At 63.1% G+C, this 16,181-nt stretch carries 16 protein-coding genes; 8 read left to right on the top strand and 8 right to left on the bottom strand.

Features of this window, described 5'->3' with window-relative positions:
• Positions 1-47: 47 nt before the first annotated feature.
• The gene (locus ACR64R_RS05895) at positions 48-257 is read right to left on the bottom strand and encodes a ScoMcrA-related endonuclease (protein WP_487360747.1); all 210 of its coding nucleotides are present in this window, start codon (positions 255-257) and stop codon (positions 48-50) included.
• A 163-nt stretch (positions 258-420) separates the two neighbouring features.
• The gene (locus ACR64R_RS05900) at positions 421-1,263 is read right to left on the bottom strand and encodes an alpha/beta fold hydrolase (protein ID WP_487360748.1); all 843 of its coding nucleotides are present in this window, start codon (positions 1,261-1,263) and stop codon (positions 421-423) included.
• 318 nt (positions 1,264-1,581) lie between these two features.
• On the opposite strand from ACR64R_RS05900, the gene ACR64R_RS05905 reads away from it, so the two are divergent.
• Positions 1,582-2,199 carry a CGNR zinc finger domain-containing protein gene (locus ACR64R_RS05905; protein WP_487360749.1) on the top strand — a complete coding sequence of 206 codons (618 nt, stop codon included), beginning with the start codon at positions 1,582-1,584 and terminating at the stop codon, positions 2,197-2,199.
• A gap of 54 nt (positions 2,200-2,253) precedes the next feature.
• Here the strand turns inward: ACR64R_RS05905 and ACR64R_RS05910 are convergent, their stop codons facing one another.
• The 4 genes from ACR64R_RS05910 to ACR64R_RS05925 all read right to left on the bottom strand — a co-directional run bounded on the left by ACR64R_RS05910 (position 2,254) and on the right by ACR64R_RS05925 (position 5,178).
• Complete coding sequence (locus tag ACR64R_RS05910) at positions 2,254-2,562, bottom strand: cupredoxin domain-containing protein (protein ID WP_487360750.1); 309 nt, start codon at positions 2,560-2,562, stop codon at positions 2,254-2,256.
• The gene (locus ACR64R_RS05915; protein WP_487360751.1) at positions 2,559-3,083 is read right to left on the bottom strand and encodes a DUF4142 domain-containing protein; all 525 of its coding nucleotides are present in this window, start codon (positions 3,081-3,083) and stop codon (positions 2,559-2,561) included. The genes ACR64R_RS05910 and ACR64R_RS05915 overlap by 4 nt, the downstream gene beginning before the upstream one ends.
• A gap of 108 nt (positions 3,084-3,191) precedes the next feature.
• The gene (locus tag ACR64R_RS05920; protein WP_487360752.1) at positions 3,192-3,875 is read right to left on the bottom strand and encodes an RNA polymerase sigma factor; all 684 of its coding nucleotides are present in this window, start codon (positions 3,873-3,875) and stop codon (positions 3,192-3,194) included.
• Between the two features lie 130 nt (positions 3,876-4,005).
• A complete protein-coding gene (locus ACR64R_RS05925) occupies positions 4,006-5,178 on the bottom strand; it encodes a cystathionine beta-lyase (protein WP_487360753.1) in 1,173 nt (390 codons plus the stop codon).
• A 470-nt stretch (positions 5,179-5,648) separates the two neighbouring features.
• Here ACR64R_RS05925 and ACR64R_RS05930 point away from each other — a divergent pair, with 470 nt between their 5' ends.
• The 5 genes from ACR64R_RS05930 to ACR64R_RS05950 all read left to right on the top strand — a co-directional run bounded on the left by ACR64R_RS05930 (position 5,649) and on the right by ACR64R_RS05950 (position 10,679).
• The gene (locus ACR64R_RS05930) at positions 5,649-6,677 is read left to right on the top strand and encodes an amino acid ABC transporter substrate-binding protein (protein WP_487360754.1); all 1,029 of its coding nucleotides are present in this window, start codon (positions 5,649-5,651) and stop codon (positions 6,675-6,677) included.
• A 62-nt stretch (positions 6,678-6,739) separates the two neighbouring features.
• The gene (locus tag ACR64R_RS05935) at positions 6,740-7,927 is read left to right on the top strand and encodes an amino acid ABC transporter permease (RefSeq protein WP_487360755.1); all 1,188 of its coding nucleotides are present in this window, start codon (positions 6,740-6,742) and stop codon (positions 7,925-7,927) included.
• 4 nt (positions 7,928-7,931) lie between these two features.
• Positions 7,932-9,089, top strand: a complete 1,158-nt coding sequence (locus ACR64R_RS05940) for an amino acid ABC transporter permease (RefSeq protein WP_487360756.1) — start codon at positions 7,932-7,934, stop codon at positions 9,087-9,089.
• Positions 9,090-9,108: 19 nt separating this feature from the next.
• On the top strand, positions 9,109-9,912 hold the full coding sequence (locus tag ACR64R_RS05945; protein WP_487360757.1) for an amino acid ABC transporter ATP-binding protein: 804 nt from the start codon (positions 9,109-9,111) through the stop codon (positions 9,910-9,912).
• Positions 9,913-10,022: 110 nt separating this feature from the next.
• Positions 10,023-10,679, top strand: a complete 657-nt coding sequence (locus ACR64R_RS05950; protein WP_487360758.1) for a TIGR02117 family protein — start codon at positions 10,023-10,025, stop codon at positions 10,677-10,679.
• A gap of 28 nt (positions 10,680-10,707) precedes the next feature.
• On the opposite strand, the gene ACR64R_RS05955 is transcribed toward ACR64R_RS05950, so the two are convergent.
• Positions 10,708-11,943: an FAD-dependent monooxygenase gene (locus tag ACR64R_RS05955; RefSeq protein WP_487360759.1), complete on the bottom strand. Its 1,236-nt coding sequence runs from the start codon at positions 11,941-11,943 to the stop codon at positions 10,708-10,710.
• Positions 11,944-11,956: 13 nt separating this feature from the next.
• A complete protein-coding gene (locus ACR64R_RS05960; protein WP_487360760.1) occupies positions 11,957-12,202 on the bottom strand; it encodes a zinc-finger domain-containing protein in 246 nt (81 codons plus the stop codon).
• 249 nt (positions 12,203-12,451) lie between these two features.
• On the opposite strand from ACR64R_RS05960, the gene ACR64R_RS05965 reads away from it, so the two are divergent.
• Complete coding sequence (locus tag ACR64R_RS05965) at positions 12,452-14,647, top strand: RNA degradosome polyphosphate kinase (RefSeq protein WP_487360761.1); 2,196 nt, start codon at positions 12,452-12,454, stop codon at positions 14,645-14,647.
• Entirely contained in the window at positions 14,644-16,179 is a 1,536-nt protein-coding gene (gene ppx / locus ACR64R_RS05970; protein ID WP_487360762.1) for an exopolyphosphatase, read from the top strand. The genes ACR64R_RS05965 and ppx overlap by 4 nt, the downstream gene beginning before the upstream one ends.
• Positions 16,180-16,181 lie beyond the last annotated feature (2 nt).

Here is a 16,181-nt window from a genome sequence, read left to right on the forward strand (position 1 = left end):
ATGCCGGTGAAGCGAGGGATTTGGAAGCCAATCCAATCTCAACATTCTCAGCCGGAGAGAATATTATTGCGCGCGAGCGGCGCCTGATGTGCCGCCCGCGGCCTCGGCTTTATCAATCGCGGCAAGGTGTTACGGCCATTTGTGGAATCGGCCTGGCAGCCGTATGTGGTGATCGGCTCAAAACCGTGCTCGGCGAAGAACCTGTCAGTTCCGAGCCGGTCGTAATCCTCTATCGCGCGCCGGACATGCGCGCGCATTACGCGATTCCAGGCAATCATATAATTGCCCTCCTTCGGACGGACTTCGCCAACGGCAGCGCGAAGAAATTCCGCGTCGCCTGATGACCGAGGCCTGGTCGAGGCCTGGTTGGCGCCGGTGACGACGGCGACGGTTCTCGTCAAGCCGGTTCTCCTTGCTTGCTCAGCCGAGGAAGTCGCCAATGGCGGTGGCGATTTCCCTGGCATGGGTTTCGAGCGCGAAATGGCCGGTGTCGAGAAAGCGCACCACCGCATCCGGCATGTCGCGCTTGAACGCCTCGGCGCCGGGCGGCAGGAAGAACGGATCGTTCTTGCCCCACACCGCAAGGAAAGGCGGCTTGTGGGCACGGAAATAGGCCTGGAAGGCAGGGTAGAGGGCGATGTTGCTCTTGTAGTCGCCGAAGAGGTCAAGCTGCACCTCATGCGCGCCAGGCCGGGCGAGGTAGAAATTGTCCAGCGAGTAGCCGTCTGGGGAGACCGCCTCCTGCGGGCTGCCATGCGTGTATTGCCAGGCGACCGCTTCCGGCTTCAGGAAACCGTGCAGCGCCTCGCGGTTGGCGGGCGAGGGCTCCTGCCAATAGGCGCGGATCGGATTCCAGCCCTCGCTCAGCCCCTCCTCATAGGCATTGCCGTTCTGCGAGATGATCGCCGCGATGCGCTCGGGATGTTTTGCCGCCAGCCGGAAGCCGGTCGGCGCGCCATAGTCGAAGACATAGACGACATAGCGGTCGAAGCCCACCACCTCGGTGAAGCGGTCGATAATTTCGGCGATGCGGTCGAACGTGTAGGTGAATTTGCCGGCCTGCGGCATGTCTGAACGGCCAAAACCCGGCAGGTCGGGCGCGACGATATGAAAGCGGTCAGCCAGAAGCGGAATGAGGTCGCGGAACATATGGCTCGAACTCGGAAAGCCGTGCAGCAAGAGCAGTTTCGGCGCGCCTGGCCGGCCAGCTTCGCGGTAGAAGATATTGAAGCCGTCAACATTTGCCGTCCTGTATGCGGTCATTTTTCTCTCCGTCATCATAACTTTTAAATCTCATTTTAAGGGGTTACATACGATTAGGCGCCTGCCGGAGTTTCCGGATTGCTTTGGCAGTGGTACCGACAGATTTCCAGCGTGAGTACCGGATTGCTAAAGGCTTCGACCTCCTCCGTCCATCAAGCCCATGCTTATTTCTTTTATGGATCAGATAACCGGATTTAAGGCCTCGCAATGGTTACGGGTGAAAGGCATAACTTGTCAAGAAGATCCAAACCGGTTATCACGGAGTCGTGTTTGGATGGATGCTCGCGGCAGAGTCCGCCTGCGTGAAATGGAGTTTCGATGGTCCGCACACCCGCGCTTTTTGTCGGCGACACGCCCGGCCTGGATTTCCTCAACTCGATCGCAACGCCGCTCGACATGCCTGTCGACTGGATCGCCGACGGCGAGGGCTTGCTGGATTGGCTGGGGCAGGCGCAACTGGCACCGCCGGAAGTCCTGGCGGACATGCGAAATCGGGCGTTGCCTGGAGAACTCGACAACGTGGCCGATCAGGCGCGGCATCTGCGCGAATGGTTCAGGCGTTTCGTGCATGGGCGCAAGGGACGGGGGCTGACGGGCGCCGATATGGCGGAGCTCGACCCGCTCAACCGCTTGCTGGAACGCGACGAGACCTTCAGCCGGATTGCGCCTGCTGGCGGCGGCGCGCCGTTCGCGCTTCAGACAAAGCGCAAATGGCGGACCCCCGATGCGCTTCTTCTGCCGATTGGAGAGGCGCTGGCCAGACTTGTCTGCACCGAGGATTTTTCACAGGTGAAGGCTTGCGAAGGTCCAACCTGCACGTTGCTTTTTGCCGATCATACCCGGGGGCACCGGCGCCGCTGGTGCAGCATGGCTGCCTGCGGCAACCGGGCAAAACAGGCTGCGCATCGGCATCGGCACAAGGACGATCATCATTAGGTGACGATCGCGGGAAAACAAGGCGCCGGTGCGCCCCGCTTTCCCGACGGCAGGCTAAGGGGCCACCTCGACATGGCCCTTCATGTTGGGATGGAAGCGGCAGAAATAATCGACCGCTCCCGCCGCCTTCAGCGTGACCTTGCCCTTCGACTTTGCCGGGATCATCACATCCCAGCCGCCTTTCACCGTGGCGGTGTGGGCGAGGACATCCTTGTTCGTCCATTCGATCGTATCGCCGACCTTGGCCTGAAGGCTTGCCGGCGAAAAGACCAGCTTGTCGATCGTCACCTCGATCGTCGCCGCGAGCGCCGGTGACGCACCAAGCGCCAGCGCCAGCACCGAGGCAAGAAGCTGCGGCCTCATTTCAGCATGCCGGCGACATGTTCGGCATGCTGCTCGTGCCCCTGGAAGATCTTGAGGCCGGTCTCCAGCAGGCTCTTCAGCTCGGAGTTGCTTGCCGAGGGTATGAGCAGGGTCTCGAGCGCGCCGTTGACCTGCTTGTGGTAGGCGACCTCGTTCTCGATATAGGCCTTGTCGAAATCAGCCCCCTTGAGCTTCTCCAGCTTGGCGCGCTCCTCCTTGGCGGCACTGGCCAGCGCCTTGCTCGTGTCGTTGTCCTCGGGCGTGACCTTCAGCTTCTTCACCAGGTCGAGCGCCTGCTTGTTCACCGCTTCGTGGTCGCGCTCCATGTCCTTGGCGAAATCAACGACCTCCTTGGTCTTGGACTTCTTGATCGCCAGCTTGGCCGCCTCGATATCGATCGTGCCGGCCGTATAGGCGATATGGGCGATCTGCGGGTCGGTGGGCTTTTCGGCGGCTAGCGCCAGCGGCGCCGTGCCGACGAACAAGAGGGCGGCGAGGGCAGTGGTCGTTCGCATGAACATGGCATCTCCTTCGCCCGGCGGCGCTTGCCGCGGGCTTCATCTGGTGTGGGCTGCCATTGGATGCTGGAAGGAGCCAAACGTTCCCGCGAAAACGGCCACGGACCGAAATCAGTGCTCGAACCCCAGCCTTCTCATCACCGCTTGCGTCAGCCGCTCGCAGCGCCGGCCGGCGAAGGGGAAGGCGTCAAGCAGCACCGGGCCAATCTCGTCTTCGAGCGCCTTGCGCACTAGCGTTCGCGCGCGGTGCAGCCTCGTCTTCACGGTTTCAGGCCGCACGGCCAGAAGGTCGGCCGTTTCCTCGATGCTGAGGCCCTCGATGACACGGGCGACGAAGACCGTTCGATAGACATCGGGAAGGCTGTCGGTCGCCCGTTCGACAAGCCCCAGGATCTGCCGCTGCGCCATCGTCCGCTCCGGATCGTCACTAGGATTCAAGGGAAACCGAATGATCTCGGCCTCCGGATTTTCGGGCATCGCCGCGATGCGCTTGCGCTTGCGCAGTCGGCCAAGCGCTTCGTTGATGACGATGCGCGACAGCCAGGTGGAAAGCGACGCCTGGCCGCGAAAGGCGCCGAGATTGGCGAAGGCGCGCAGATAAGCCTCCTGCACGATGTCCTCGGCCTCGGCGTCGTTGCGCACCACGCCGCGCGCAATGCGGTAGAGCCTCTGGTTGTGCACCTTGATGATGGCGCGGAACGCGTCCGGATCGCGCGCGAGAGCCCGGCGCACCAACACCATGTCGCCGGCCTCGGCCGCACCGGTTTCGGCGGCTTCAATAGCAGGCCTTCTCATCTCGCTCCGATCTCCCGGCAACGGTTGCATCCGCGATTGGATGCGCCTGCCGGCAAAAGGTTCCCGAGTGGATACTATGCTAGCGCTTCGGCCCAGGCTTGTCTGCTGCCGTGGCGGAGCCCCGGGCCTGTCACCCGGCGGCGGCCGCCGCCGCAAGCCCGCGCGAAATGTCGGCCTTGAGATCCTCGACATTCTCCAGCCCGACCTGCAGACGGATCAGTGGGCCGGCGTAAGCTCCCTTGGCGATGGTTCGGTCGCCGAGGAAGACCGGCACGGCAAGGCTCTCGTAGCCGCCCCACGAATAGCCAAGGCCGAAGATCTTGAGCGCATCGAGGAAAGCGTGCTGCGCTTTCTGTCCGCCGCCGTTGAGCACGATCGAGAAGATCCCGCTGGAGCCACCGAAATCGCGCTTCCAGATCGCATGGTCGGGATGGCTTTCCAGCGCCGGATGCAGCACCTGCGCGACGCCAGGCTGTTGTTCCAGCCAGCGCGCGATATCGAGCGCGCTCTTGCGGTGATGCTCGAGCCGCACCCCCATGGTGCGCAGGCCCCGCAGCACCTGGTAGACGTCGTCCGGACCGGAACAGCAGCCCAGAGTGCAGAAGCCGTCATAAAGCTTGGTCCAGCAGGCCTCGTTGGCCGAAACCAGACCGAGCAGAACGTCGGAATGGCCGGCGGGATATTTCGTCGCCGCATGGATCGAGATGTCGACGCCATGGTCGAGCGGCTTGAAATAGAGCGGCGTCGCCCAGGTATTGTCCATCATCACGATAGCTCCGGCCGCATGTGCCGCCTTGGCGATCGCCGGTATGTCCTGGATTTCGTAGGTGTTCGATCCCGGCGATTCGGTGAAGACCGCCCTGGTGTTGGGCTTGATCAGCGACGCGATGCCCGCGCCGATGCGCGGCGCGTAATATTCGACCTCGACGCCGAGCCGCTTCAGCATCGTGTCGGCGAAATGGCGCGTTGGGTTGTAGACGCTGTCGACGATCAACAGGTGATCGCCCGCGGCAAGGAAGGCGAGCAGCGGCACCGTCACCGCCGCCAGCCCCGAAGGCACCGCGACCGTGCCGACCGAGCCTTCCAGCGCATCGACCGCGAGCGTCAGTGCGTCCATCGTGGGCGTGCCACGCGTGCCGTAAGTGTATTTCTGGCTGCGTCCGGCCATCGAGGCGGCATCGGGGTAAAGCACGGTGGAGGCGTGCACGACCGGCGGGTTGACGAAGCCAAAATAGTCGCGCGGGTTGTTGCCGGAATGGGCAAGCAACGTGTTGGTGCCCATCTTGATGTCGTCTTTTGCCATGTTTTGCTGCCTGTCGAAAGATCTCAGTGGGGCCAGCCATAGAGCGGTGGCAAAGCCCGCGCAACCGCGCCGGGCCTGCCAAGGGTCGGGCTTCCGCTGGGCCAATCCGACGGCGCGCACGTCCAATAGAGCACCGCTATTTCCGAACGGATTCTGCCGCGAGGTCACGGATCCGCGACGGCGCGACTTGAACGATTTATGCGCATGGCCTGCCGATTTCATATGCTCTTGTCCGCAATTCAGGCATTCGCGGCGATTGCTTTTCAAACCTCTGCGGATTCGGTCATTGCTCTTGACCTCACAGGAATAATCGCCTTCGATGCGAAGCGTGAATGGGAGGCAGCGCATCGGCAATCGATGCGGGTCCGGGAGTGGGCCTTGAAGTGGGAGCTGCATTCACAAACGAAAAAAAATCAAGCGTAGCTTGGCAGCAGGGACGCTTGTAACAGAAAGAAAAGGGTCTGTGGGTCATGAAACATATTGCAATCGGCATTCTTGGCGCCGCCGCACTCGGGTTCATGGCGTCCGCCGCTACGGCCGGCACGCTTGATACCGTAAAGCAGAAGGGCTTTCTCCAGTGCGGCGTCTCGACCGGTCTCGCCGGCTTTTCGGCGCCGGACGACAAGGGTGACTGGAAAGGCATCGACGCGGACTACTGTCGCGCTGTTGCGGCCGCCGTTTTCGGTGACGCCTCCAAGGTCAAGTTCACCCCGCTCAGCGCCAAGGAGCGGTTCACCGCCTTGCAGTCGGGCGAGATCGACATCCTGTCGCGCAACACCACCTGGACCAGCAACCGCGACAGCGCGCTCGGCCTCGATTTCGTAGGCGTCACCTACTATGACGGTCAGGGCTTCATGATCAACGCCAAGAAGCTGCCGGGCGTGAACTCCGCGCTGCAGCTTTCGGGCGCCGCCGTCTGCGTGCAGAGCGGCACCACGACCGAGCTCAACCTCGCCGACTACTTCAAGAAGAACAAGATGGAATATAATCCCGTCGTGTTCGAGAAGCTTGAGGAGGTCAATGCCGCCTATGACGCAGGCCGCTGCGACGCTTACACCACCGACCAGTCCGGCCTCTATGGCATCCGCCTGACCCTCTCTTCGCCGGCCGACCATGTCGTGCTGCCCGAGATCATCTCCAAGGAGCCGCTCGGCCCGGCCGTGCGCCAAGGCGACGATCAGTGGGCGCATATTGCGCGCTGGACGTATTTCGCTCTGCTCAACGCCGAGGAGGCCGGCATCACCCAGGCCAACGTCGATGAGATGAAGACCTCGGCCGACCCGAACATCCAGCGCCTTCTGGGCACCGAGCCCGACGGGAAGTACGGCGCCGACCTCGGCCTCTCCAACGACTGGGTCGTCAACATCGTCAAGGCGGTCGGCAATTACGGCGAAATGTTCGAGCGCAATGTCGGCTCGGGCAGCCCGCTCAAGATCGCGCGCGGCATCAACGCGCTGTGGACCAAGGGCGGCCTGCAATATGGTCCGCCGATCCGCTGATCGAAGCCTGATCCGGGAGACAGGTCGTCTGTCTCCCGGTTTCTCTTTCCAGGGGACGGTCCATGGCTTCGCAGGAAATCCTTCGCGAGGAGCCCAGTCGCGGCTCCTTCATCAATGACCCCAGAATACGCGGCCTGTTCTTCCAGACGCTTGTCGTTATTCTCCTCTTCGGCTCCATTTGGTGGATCGTCAACAACGTCATCGAGAACCTCCAGCGACTGCACATCGCCTCGGGCTTCCAGTTCCTCAGAAACAGGGCCGGCTTCGACATTTCCGACACGCCGATCGCCTACACTTCGGACTCGACTTATTTCCGTGCGCTTCTGGTCGGCCTGCTCAACACCATCATCGTAGCCGTCGCCGGCATCGTCCTTGCCACCATCATAGGCTTCACCGTTGGCATAGGCCGCCTGTCGAAGAACTGGCTGATCAGCAAGATCTGCACGGTCTATGTCGAGATTTTCCGCAACATCCCCCCGCTGCTGGTCATCTTCTTCTGGTATTCCGGCGTGCTGGCCGTGCTGCCGCCGCCTCGCGAGAGCATCCATCTGCCGTTCGGCTCCTTCCTCAACCAGCGTGGTTTCTATTTTCCGCGCGCCGTCTGGGGCGACGGTTCCTGGCTGATCGGGGTCGCCTTCCTGCTCGCCATTGCAATGGCCTGGTTTGTCGCCCGAAGGGCGCGGTTGCGGCAATTGGCGACCGGGCAGCAATTCCCGGTCTTCTGGACGTCCGTAGCCCTGATTGTCGGCCTGCCGGTGCTCGCCTTCTTGCTGAGTGGCATGCCGCTCACTTTCGATTTTCCGAAACAGTCGACTTTCAACCTGACCGGCGGCTTCTGGGTCAAGCCAGAATTCCTGTCGCTGCTTCTGGCGCTCTCCTTCTACACCGCAGCCTTCATCGCTGAAATCGTGCGCGCCGGCATCCTTGGCGTCAGCAAGGGCCAGACCGAGGCCGCGGCGGCACTTGGCCTGCGCTCCGGCCCGGTTCTGCGGCTGGTGGTGATCCCGCAGGCGATGCGCATCGTCATCCCGCCGCTCACCAGCCAGTATCTCAACCTGACCAAGAACTCCTCGCTGGCTATCGCCATCGGCTATCCGGACCTGACCGCGACAGCCGGCACGGTGCTGAACCAGACCGGGCAGGCGGTCGAGGGCGTATTCATCATGATGATCGCCTATCTGGTGCTGAGCCTGGTGACGTCCTTCGTCATGAACATCGTCAACGCCAGAATGGCGCTGGTGGAGAGGTAGGGCCATGCAGGAACACGATATGTCCTGGGTGCGCACCGAGATGGCGCTCGCGCAGCCTGCACCATCTACCGAGACTGGCGCTTACGCCTGGGTGCGCAAGAACCTGATCGGCTCGGTCGGCGACACCATCCTGACCGTGCTTGGCATCGCCATTGTGGTCTGGGTCCTGCCGCAGGTCATAAACTGGGCCTTCATCAATGCCGTGTGGACCGGGCCGGACCGCACGGTATGCACGACCGCCACGCAAGGCGGCATCCGGCCCGACGGCTGGACCGGCGCGTGCTGGGCCTTCGTCAATGCCAAGTTCGGCCAGTTCATGTTCGGCACTTATCCGGTCGAGGAGCGCTGGAGGCCGATCATGGTTGCGATCCTGTTCGTGGCTCTGCTGGTGCCGATGCTCGTCCCGCGCGTGCCTGGCAAGGGGCTGAACGCGCTCCTGCTCTTCGTGGCGCTGCCGATCGTCGCCTTCTTTCTGCTTGTCGGCGGCGTGTTCGGCCTGCCGCATGTCGAAACCCCTCGATGGGGTGGACTGTTGGTCACGCTCAGCCTGTCTTTTGTAGGCATTGCCGTATCGCTGCCGGTGGGCGTGATGCTGGCGCTCGGGCGCCGTTCAAAGATGCCGATCATCAAATGGCTGTGTGTCGTCTTCATCGAGACGGTGCGCGGCATTCCGCTGATCACGGTGTTGTTCTTCGCCAGCGTCATGCTGCCGCTGTTCCTGCCCGAGGGTGTTAGTTTCGACAAGTATCTGCGGGCTCTGATCGGTGTATCGCTATTTGCCGCTGCCTATATGGCGGAGGTTATACGCGGCGGCCTGCAAGCGATCCCCAAGGGTCAGTATGAGGGCGCCGATTCGCTCGGCCTCGGCTACTGGCAGAAGATGGGGCTGATCGTTCTGCCGCAGGCGCTGAAGCTTGTCATTCCGGGCATCGTCAACACCTTCATCGGCATGTTCAAGGACACCAGCCTGGTCTTGATCATCTCGATGTTCGACCTGCTCGGCGTTGTGAAGCAGAATTTTGCCGATGCCAACTGGGCGACGCCGCAGACAGCCAGGTCCGGCCTGATCTTCGCCGCTTTCGTCTTCTGGCTGTTCTGTTTCGGCATGTCGCGCTATTCAATGTATACGGAACGCCGGCTCGACACCGGCCACAAACGCTAAAAACAAAAGGGGACCTGCCATGGCCACCGAGAACGCCGTCAGCGCCGAAGAAATCAAGGTCGATACCAAGAAGATGCATATCTCGACCACCGATGTCGCCATCGACATCGTCGGCATGCACAAATGGTACGGCGAATTCCACGTGCTCAAGGACATCAACCTCAAGGTGATGCGTGGCGAGCGTATCGTCATTTGCGGTCCGTCCGGCTCCGGCAAGTCGACCATGATCCGCTGCATCAACCGGCTGGAGGAGCACCAGAAGGGCAAGATCATCGTCGACGGCAAGGAACTTACCAACGATCTGAAGAAGATCGACGAAGTGCGCCGCGAGGTCGGCATGGTGTTCCAGCACTTCAACCTGTTCCCGCACCTGACCATCCTGGAGAACTGCACGCTGGCGCCGATCTGGGTGCGCAAGATGCCGAAGAAGCAGGCCGAGGAGATCGCCATGCATTTCCTCAAGCGCGTGAAGATCCCGGAACAGGCCAACAAATATCCGGGCCAGCTCTCCGGCGGCCAGCAGCAGCGCGTGGCGATCGCGCGCTCGCTATGCATGAACCCGCGCATCATGCTGTTCGACGAGCCGACCTCGGCGCTCGATCCGGAGATGATCAAGGAAGTGCTGGAGACGATGGTGGGGCTGGCGGAAGAGGGCATGACCATGCTGTGCGTCACCCACGAGATGGGCTTTGCCCGCAAGGTTGCCAACCGTGTGATCTTCATGGATCAGGGCCAGATCGTAGAGCAGAACACGCCGGCCGAATTCTTCGACCACCCGCGCCATGAGCGCACGAAGTTGTTCCTGTCGCAGATACTGCACTGAGCGATTCAACGTCATTCCAAAAGCCCGGCCGCGAGACGGCCGGGCTTTTTTGCATTTGGGCGATCGGGTAAGGATCACACCGTTCAGATGCGACGGAACCGCCGTGCCCGATGAAAAAATTCCTGGGTTTCCTGGCCCTGACGGTTGTCGCGGTCGTTCTCGCCGTCGCGCTCGGCACGCTGGTGCCGCGTCCTCTCTGGTCAGCGGCCGCCAAAGGCGAGAGGACGCGGCACATATTGGTGCTGAGGAACCCGATCCACACCGACATCGCCGTGCCCCTCGATGACGGCGTGCGCCAGCGCTTTGGCTTCCTGGCCGGCGCCGGCCTGCCGGTCGACGCGCCGGAAGCGCGCAATATCGTTTTCGGCTGGGGCGGCCGCGCATTCTACCTGGAGACGCCGACCTGGTCGCGATTGAAGGCCATGCCGGTTCTGAAGGCGCTGACGCTCGACGCCTCGGTGATGCATGTCGATGTTGCTGGCATGATCGAGGAGCCGCATCCGGATGTGGCCCGTTTCGATATCGACGAGGCCCATTTTGCGGCACTCCTCGATTACATCGCTGCGAGTTTCCAGACCGGCCCGGTCGCGATCGACAATGCCGGCTACTCGCCGTACGACCGGTTCTATGAGGCCAACGGCCATTTCAACGCGCTGATCGGCTGCAACACCTGGACGGCGGCGGCACTGCGCACCGCCGGGCTGCGCACCGGTTGGTGGAACCCGCTGCCGATATCGCTGGGGTGGTCGTTGAGATTGTATAACTGATCAGCTCACCTTACGGTTTTTGGGCGCTCTATCGCCTCACAACTTTCGGCTCTTCCCAGCCATAGAGCCAGTCCAGGTCGGAGGCGAGTTTTTCCGGCGGTCGCGTCGCCAGAACGAGGTTGCGGGCAACCGCAACAGGCCCCCAGGCGTGCCAGGCCGTCCGGTTGAGCGCGCCGCGCCTCAGCACCTTTTCGACGCGCGGTTGCCTGAGATTCTCCCAGGCGGCGAGGGCACGCTCGGTGTCGCCGGAAAAATCTGCGATCAGATTGGCAAGCATCGAGGCGTCCTCGATGCCCATGGCCGCACCTTGCGCCGCAAACGGCGTCATGGCATGCGCCGCGTCGCCGATCAGCGCGATGCCTTGCGGAACCGTCCAGCGCTGTTGCCGGACGGTATGCATTGGAAACGCCGTCCACGGCCCGGCCAGCGCGGCGAGTTTCGCGAGCGTTGCGGCGGTGCCACGCATTGCATTGGACAGGATGGACGGATCGGCGTGACCCGACCAGCCTTCCGCGATACGCTCGCCTTTGGTGAAGGCGGCGAGGTTGACGGTGCGGCCCTTGCTCACTGGATAGGCGACCATGTGGAAGCCGGAATGCAGGAAGGTGGTGACGCAGCCCGCCGCGCCGATCTCGGCAAAAGCCCGCCCGGCGGCGCTGTCGACCGCTACCGTGGCCCGCCAGGCCAGTCGGCCAGAAAAGCGGCTTTGCGTGAAGGCGGGGTCCCTGCCGGCAAGCTCTGCGCGAACCGAGGACCACACGCCGTCCGCGCCGACCAGCAGTCCGCCCGCGATAGGCGTGGTTTCGCCATCGATCTCGACCGTCGCGGTTACGCTTCGCGGGTCGGACGCGATGCCGGTCACCCGCCCACCGGTGACAAGCTCGATTTCGGGCTGCCCCGCCACTTCCTCCGTCAGGGCCGCCTGCAGGTCGGCCCGGTGCGCCACCAGATACGGCGCTCCCCAGCGCTGCTCGGCAACCTGGCCAAGCGGAACGCGCGCAAGCTCGCGCAGGCTCTTCGCGTCCTTCAGCACCACCGCTTCGGGCCGGACCGCGTTTGGCGACAGGCGGTCGAGCACGCCAAGCCGGCGCAGGATGCGGGTCGCGTTGGGCGATAGCTGGAGGCCTGAGCCGGCCGCCAGGAGGTGCTTTGCCTGCTCGAACAACTTCACCCGGAAGCCGCGGGCCGAAAAGGCGAGCGCCGCGGTCAGCCCGGCGATACCTGCCCCGGCTATGACGATTTGCCGGGACCGCGCCTCAATCATGGTCGGGGAAAGCTCAGGCAGCCTGATCGATGTAAAGGCAGCCGGCCGGCCGCGTCTCCGTCGCCTTCAGCGAGGGCGAATAGCGGTAGAGCGTCGAGCAGTAGGGGCAGACCTTTTCATTGTCGTCACCCATGTCGAGGAACACATGCGGATGGTCGAAAGGCGGGTTGGCGCCAGTGCACATGAACTCCCTGACGCCGATCTCGATGACCGGATGGCCCGCGTCGTTCTGGAAATGGGGAATGCTGCCGCCTGCCATCGTCGTCTCCAATCGGGTTCGGCCAGTGGGTGTGACCGGTCTGCATCTGGAGCATAACAGGCCAGTTTGCAAGATCGATGAAATCAAACTGTCGCAAAAGGCTGCCAGAGGGTAAGTTGAGCCGGTTAAGCGCATGGGCCGGGCACGGAGCGATTCCGTGACGATCATGCGTCACATACAGATGGTAGAGCGTCGCCGAACGGCATGAGCGGCGCGCCTTAGGGACAGTTGCGGGCAAGAGCGGGAACCATGAACGAACTGAAGCCGGTGCAGAGCGAGTTCATCACCGTCGAGGCGGCGAGCCCGGACGGCGGCAATCCGGACCGTTTCGTCAACCGCGAGTTTTCCTGGCTGCAGTTCAACCGGCGCGTGCTGGAAGAGTCGCTCAACGAGCATCATCCGCTGCTCGAGCGCGTGCGCTTCCTGTCGATCTCGGCCGCCAACCTCGACGAGTTCTTCATGGTCCGCGTCGCCGGTCTTGCCGGCCAGGTGCGCGAGGGTATCGTGCTGAAAAGCCCCGACGGGCGCACCCCCGAGCAGCAGCTCGAACAGCTGCTGCGCGAGGTCGAGCGCCTGCAGGAAGACCAGCAGAAGAGCCTCTCGGCGCTGATGACCCTGCTCAACAAGGAAGGCATCGAGAGCATCACCCGCGACGCGCTTAGCAAAGATGAGAAGGCCTGGCTGGAGGAGCATTTCCAAGAGCAGGTCTTCCCGGTGCTGACGCCGCTGTCGATCGACCCGGCGCACCCGTTCCCGTTCATCCCCAATCTCGGCTTTTCCATCGCCCTGCAATTGCGCCATCGAAAGAATGGCGAGGCGATGAGCGCGCTGTTGCGCCTGCCGGTGGCGCTGAAGCGTTTCATCCGCCTGCCCGACCGCAAGAACCATGTCCGCTTCATTCCGCTCGAGGAGGCTGTCGGCATCTATATCGGCAAGCTCTTCCCCGGCTATGAGGTCAAGGGCTCGGGCACGTTCCGCATCATCCGCGACAGCGATATCGAGGTGGAGGAAGAGTCGGAAGATCTCGTGCGTCTCTTCGAGACGGCGCTGAAGCGGCGCCGTCGCGGTTCGGTGATCCGCATCGAGTTCGACACGCTGATGCCGGGGGAACTGCGCGATTTCGTCGCCGGCGAGCTCGGCGTTTCGTCGAGCCGTATCAGCGTGCTGACCGGGCCGCTTGCGCTCAACCAGATTTCCGAGATCGTCGCCATTCCGCGCGACGACTTGAAGTTCACGCCCTACAATCCGCGCTTCCCCGAGCGCATCCGCGAGCATGGCGGCGACTGCCTGGCAGCCATCCGCGAGAAGGACATCATCGTCCACCACCCCTACGAATCCTTCGACGTGGTGGTGCAGTTCCTGCGCCAGGCCGCGGCCGACCCGGAGGTGGTGGCGATCAAGCAGACGCTCTACCGCACCTCGAACGACAGCCCGATCGTGCGCGCGCTGATCGACGCCGCCGAGGCCGGCAAGTCGGTGACAGCGCTGGTCGAGCTCAAGGCGCGCTTCGACGAGGAGGCCAACATCCGCTGGGCGCGCGATCTCGAACGGGCAGGCGTCCAGGTCGTATTCGGCTTCCTGGAGTTGAAGACCCACGCCAAGATGTCGCTCGTCGTGCGCCGCGAGGACGGCCGGCTGCGCAATTACGTCCATCTCGGCACCGGCAACTATCACCCGGTCACCGCCCGCATCTACACCGACCTTTCCTTCTTCACCACGGATCCGACGATCGCGCGCGATGTCGCGCAGATCTTCAACTTCATCACGGGCTATGCCGAACCGGCCGAGGAGATGCGTCTTGCCGTGTCGCCGTTCACGCTGCGCAAGCGCATCCTGAAGCACATCGCCGAGGAAGTCGTCCATGCGCGCGAAGGACGGCCGGCGCGCATCTGGATGAAGATGAACGCACTGGTCGACCCGACCGTCATTGACGCCCTCTACGACGCCAGCCGCGCCGGGGTCGAGATCGATCTCGTCGTGCGCGGTATCTGCTGTCTGAGGCCGCAGGTGCCGGGCCTTTCGGAGAACATCAGGGCGAAATCGATCGTCGGCCGCTTCCTCGAGCACAGCCGCATATACTGCTTCGGCAACGGCTACGGCCTGCCGTCCGACGAGGCCATCATCTACATCTCTTCGGCCGACATGATGCCGCGCAATCTCGACCGCCGGGTCGAAACCTTGGTGCCGATCACAAACCCGACTGTGCATGAACAGGTGCTTGGCCAGATCATGCTGGGCAACATCATGGACAACCAGCAAAGTTTCGACGTATTGGCTGACGGCACCTCCAGGCGCGTCGTGCTGGAGGAGGGCGAGGAGCCGTTCAACGCGCAGGAATATTTCATGACCAATCCGAGCCTCTCCGGACGGGGCGACGCGCTGAAATCTCATGCGCCCAGGCGCATCGCCCAGTTCAAGCGCCGCAAGAAGAATAGCGCCGCGTGATTGCAGTTTCCCAGGGCCGGCTCCAGGACCGGCGGCCACTGTCGATAATCGACATCGGGTCGAATTCGATCCGCCTTGTCGTCTATGAGGGGTTGGCGCGCTCGCCCTCGCTGCTGTTCAACGAGAAGATGCTGGCTGGCCTTGGCCGCGGCATCGTTTCGACGGGCAAGCTCGACCCCGAAGCGGTGACGCGCTCGATGGAGGAATTCCGCCGCTTCCGCGCGCTGTCCGAGCAGGCGGGCGCCGAGCACATGTATGTGCTGGCCACCGCCGCCGCTCGCGAGGCTGTCAACGGACCGGATTTCATCCATCGCGCCGAAGAGGTGCTGAGAACCGAGATCCGCGTGCTGAGCGGCCGCCAGGAAGCCTATTACTCGGCGCTTGGCGTCATCTCCGGCTTCCATCCGGCCAACGGCATCGCCGGTGACCTCGGCGGCGGCAGCCTTGAGTTGATCGACATCAATAGCAAATCGATCGGCGACGGCATTACGCTGCCGCTCGGCGGCCTGCGCCTGCAGGACATGGCGAAGAACTCGCTCGTCCAGGCGCAGAAGATCGCGCGCCAGGAGCTGGCGCGGGCCAAGCTGCTCAAGGGCGGGCAGGGCAGGGCGTTCTACGCCGTCGGCGGCACTTGGCGAAACCTCGCCAGGCTGCACATGGAGATGAACAACTACCCGCTCGGCGTCATGCATCACTACGAGATTTCGGCCGAAAGCGCGCAGGCCTTCCTCCGGCAGGTGGCCAAGGGCGAGGTCGAGAAGGTGAAGGGGATCGAAGGCGTCTCCAAGAACCGCCGCTCGCTGCTGCCCTACGGCGCTGTCGTGCTGCAGGAGATCATGTCGGCGATGCAGCCGTCGAAGATCGTCGTTTCGGCGCAGGGCGTGCGCGAGGGCTTCCTCTATTCGCTGCTCGACGCGGAGGAGCAGAAGGCCGACCCCCTGATCTCGGCGGCCGAGGAACTGGCGCTGCTGCGCTCGCGATCGGTTCACCACGCGCATGATCTGGTCGAATGGACCGGCAAGGCGTTCAAGGCCTTCGGCATCGATGAGACGGAAGACGAGGCGCGCTACCGCCATGCCGCCTGCCTGCTCGCCGACATCGGCTGGCGCGCGCATCCCGAATATCGCGGCAGGCAGTCGCTCAACATCATCGCGCATGCCTCCTTCATCGGCGTCGATCATCCGGGACGCGCCTATCTGGCCTTGGCCAACGCCTACCGCCATGACGGCATCTTCAACGACGGCATCGCGCCGGAGATCAAGGCGCTGGCGCCGCCGCGCCTGCTCGAGCGCGCCCGCGTGCTGGCGGCGATGATGCGCGTCGTCTACCTTTTGACGGCGGCGATGCCTGGCGTCATGCCGAGGTTGAAATGGGAAAGCCGCGGCAATGGCGCGCTGGCGCTGGTGCTGCCAGCCTCGCTTTCCGACCTTTATGGCGAACGCCCGGCGGGCCGGCTGGCGCAGCTCGCGCGCATCACCAACCGCCGCCTGGTGCTGGCGGTCGAAGGGGGCCCGAGCGTTTCGGTGAAGTAGGG

Source organism: Mesorhizobium sp. MC2-1-1, assembly GCF_057597255.1.

Bases quoted from the DNA above. Each gene is read 5' to 3' on its own strand.
- ACR64R_RS05940 (WP_487360756.1), top strand. From the start codon at position 7,932: ATGCAGGAACACGATATGTCCTGGGTGCGCACCGAGATGGCGCTCGCG.
- ACR64R_RS05935 (WP_487360755.1), top strand. From the start codon at position 6,740: ATGGCTTCGCAGGAAATCCTTCGCGAGGAGCCCAGTCGCGGCTCCTTC.
- ACR64R_RS05965 (WP_487360761.1), top strand. From the start codon at position 12,452: ATGAACGAACTGAAGCCGGTGCAGAGCGAGTTCATCACCGTCGAGGCG.
- ACR64R_RS05915 (WP_487360751.1), bottom strand. From the start codon at position 3,083: ATGTTCATGCGAACGACCACTGCCCTCGCCGCCCTCTTGTTCGTCGGC.
- ACR64R_RS05910 (WP_487360750.1), bottom strand. From the start codon at position 2,562: ATGAGGCCGCAGCTTCTTGCCTCGGTGCTGGCGCTGGCGCTTGGTGCG.
- ACR64R_RS05930 (WP_487360754.1), top strand. From the start codon at position 5,649: ATGAAACATATTGCAATCGGCATTCTTGGCGCCGCCGCACTCGGGTTC.
- ACR64R_RS05905 (WP_487360749.1), top strand. From the start codon at position 1,582: ATGGTCCGCACACCCGCGCTTTTTGTCGGCGACACGCCCGGCCTGGAT.
- ACR64R_RS05945 (WP_487360757.1), top strand. From the start codon at position 9,109: ATGGCCACCGAGAACGCCGTCAGCGCCGAAGAAATCAAGGTCGATACC.
- ACR64R_RS05925 (WP_487360753.1), bottom strand. From the start codon at position 5,178: ATGGCAAAAGACGACATCAAGATGGGCACCAACACGTTGCTTGCCCAT.
- ACR64R_RS05950 (WP_487360758.1), top strand. From the start codon at position 10,023: ATGAAAAAATTCCTGGGTTTCCTGGCCCTGACGGTTGTCGCGGTCGTT.
- ACR64R_RS05960 (WP_487360760.1), bottom strand. From the start codon at position 12,202: ATGGCAGGCGGCAGCATTCCCCATTTCCAGAACGACGCGGGCCATCCG.
- ACR64R_RS05900 (WP_487360748.1), bottom strand. From the start codon at position 1,263: ATGACCGCATACAGGACGGCAAATGTTGACGGCTTCAATATCTTCTAC.
- ACR64R_RS05920 (WP_487360752.1), bottom strand. From the start codon at position 3,875: ATGAGAAGGCCTGCTATTGAAGCCGCCGAAACCGGTGCGGCCGAGGCC.
- ACR64R_RS05955 (WP_487360759.1), bottom strand. From the start codon at position 11,943: ATGATTGAGGCGCGGTCCCGGCAAATCGTCATAGCCGGGGCAGGTATC.
- ACR64R_RS05895 (WP_487360747.1), bottom strand. From the start codon at position 257: ATGCGCGCGCATGTCCGGCGCGCGATAGAGGATTACGACCGGCTCGGA.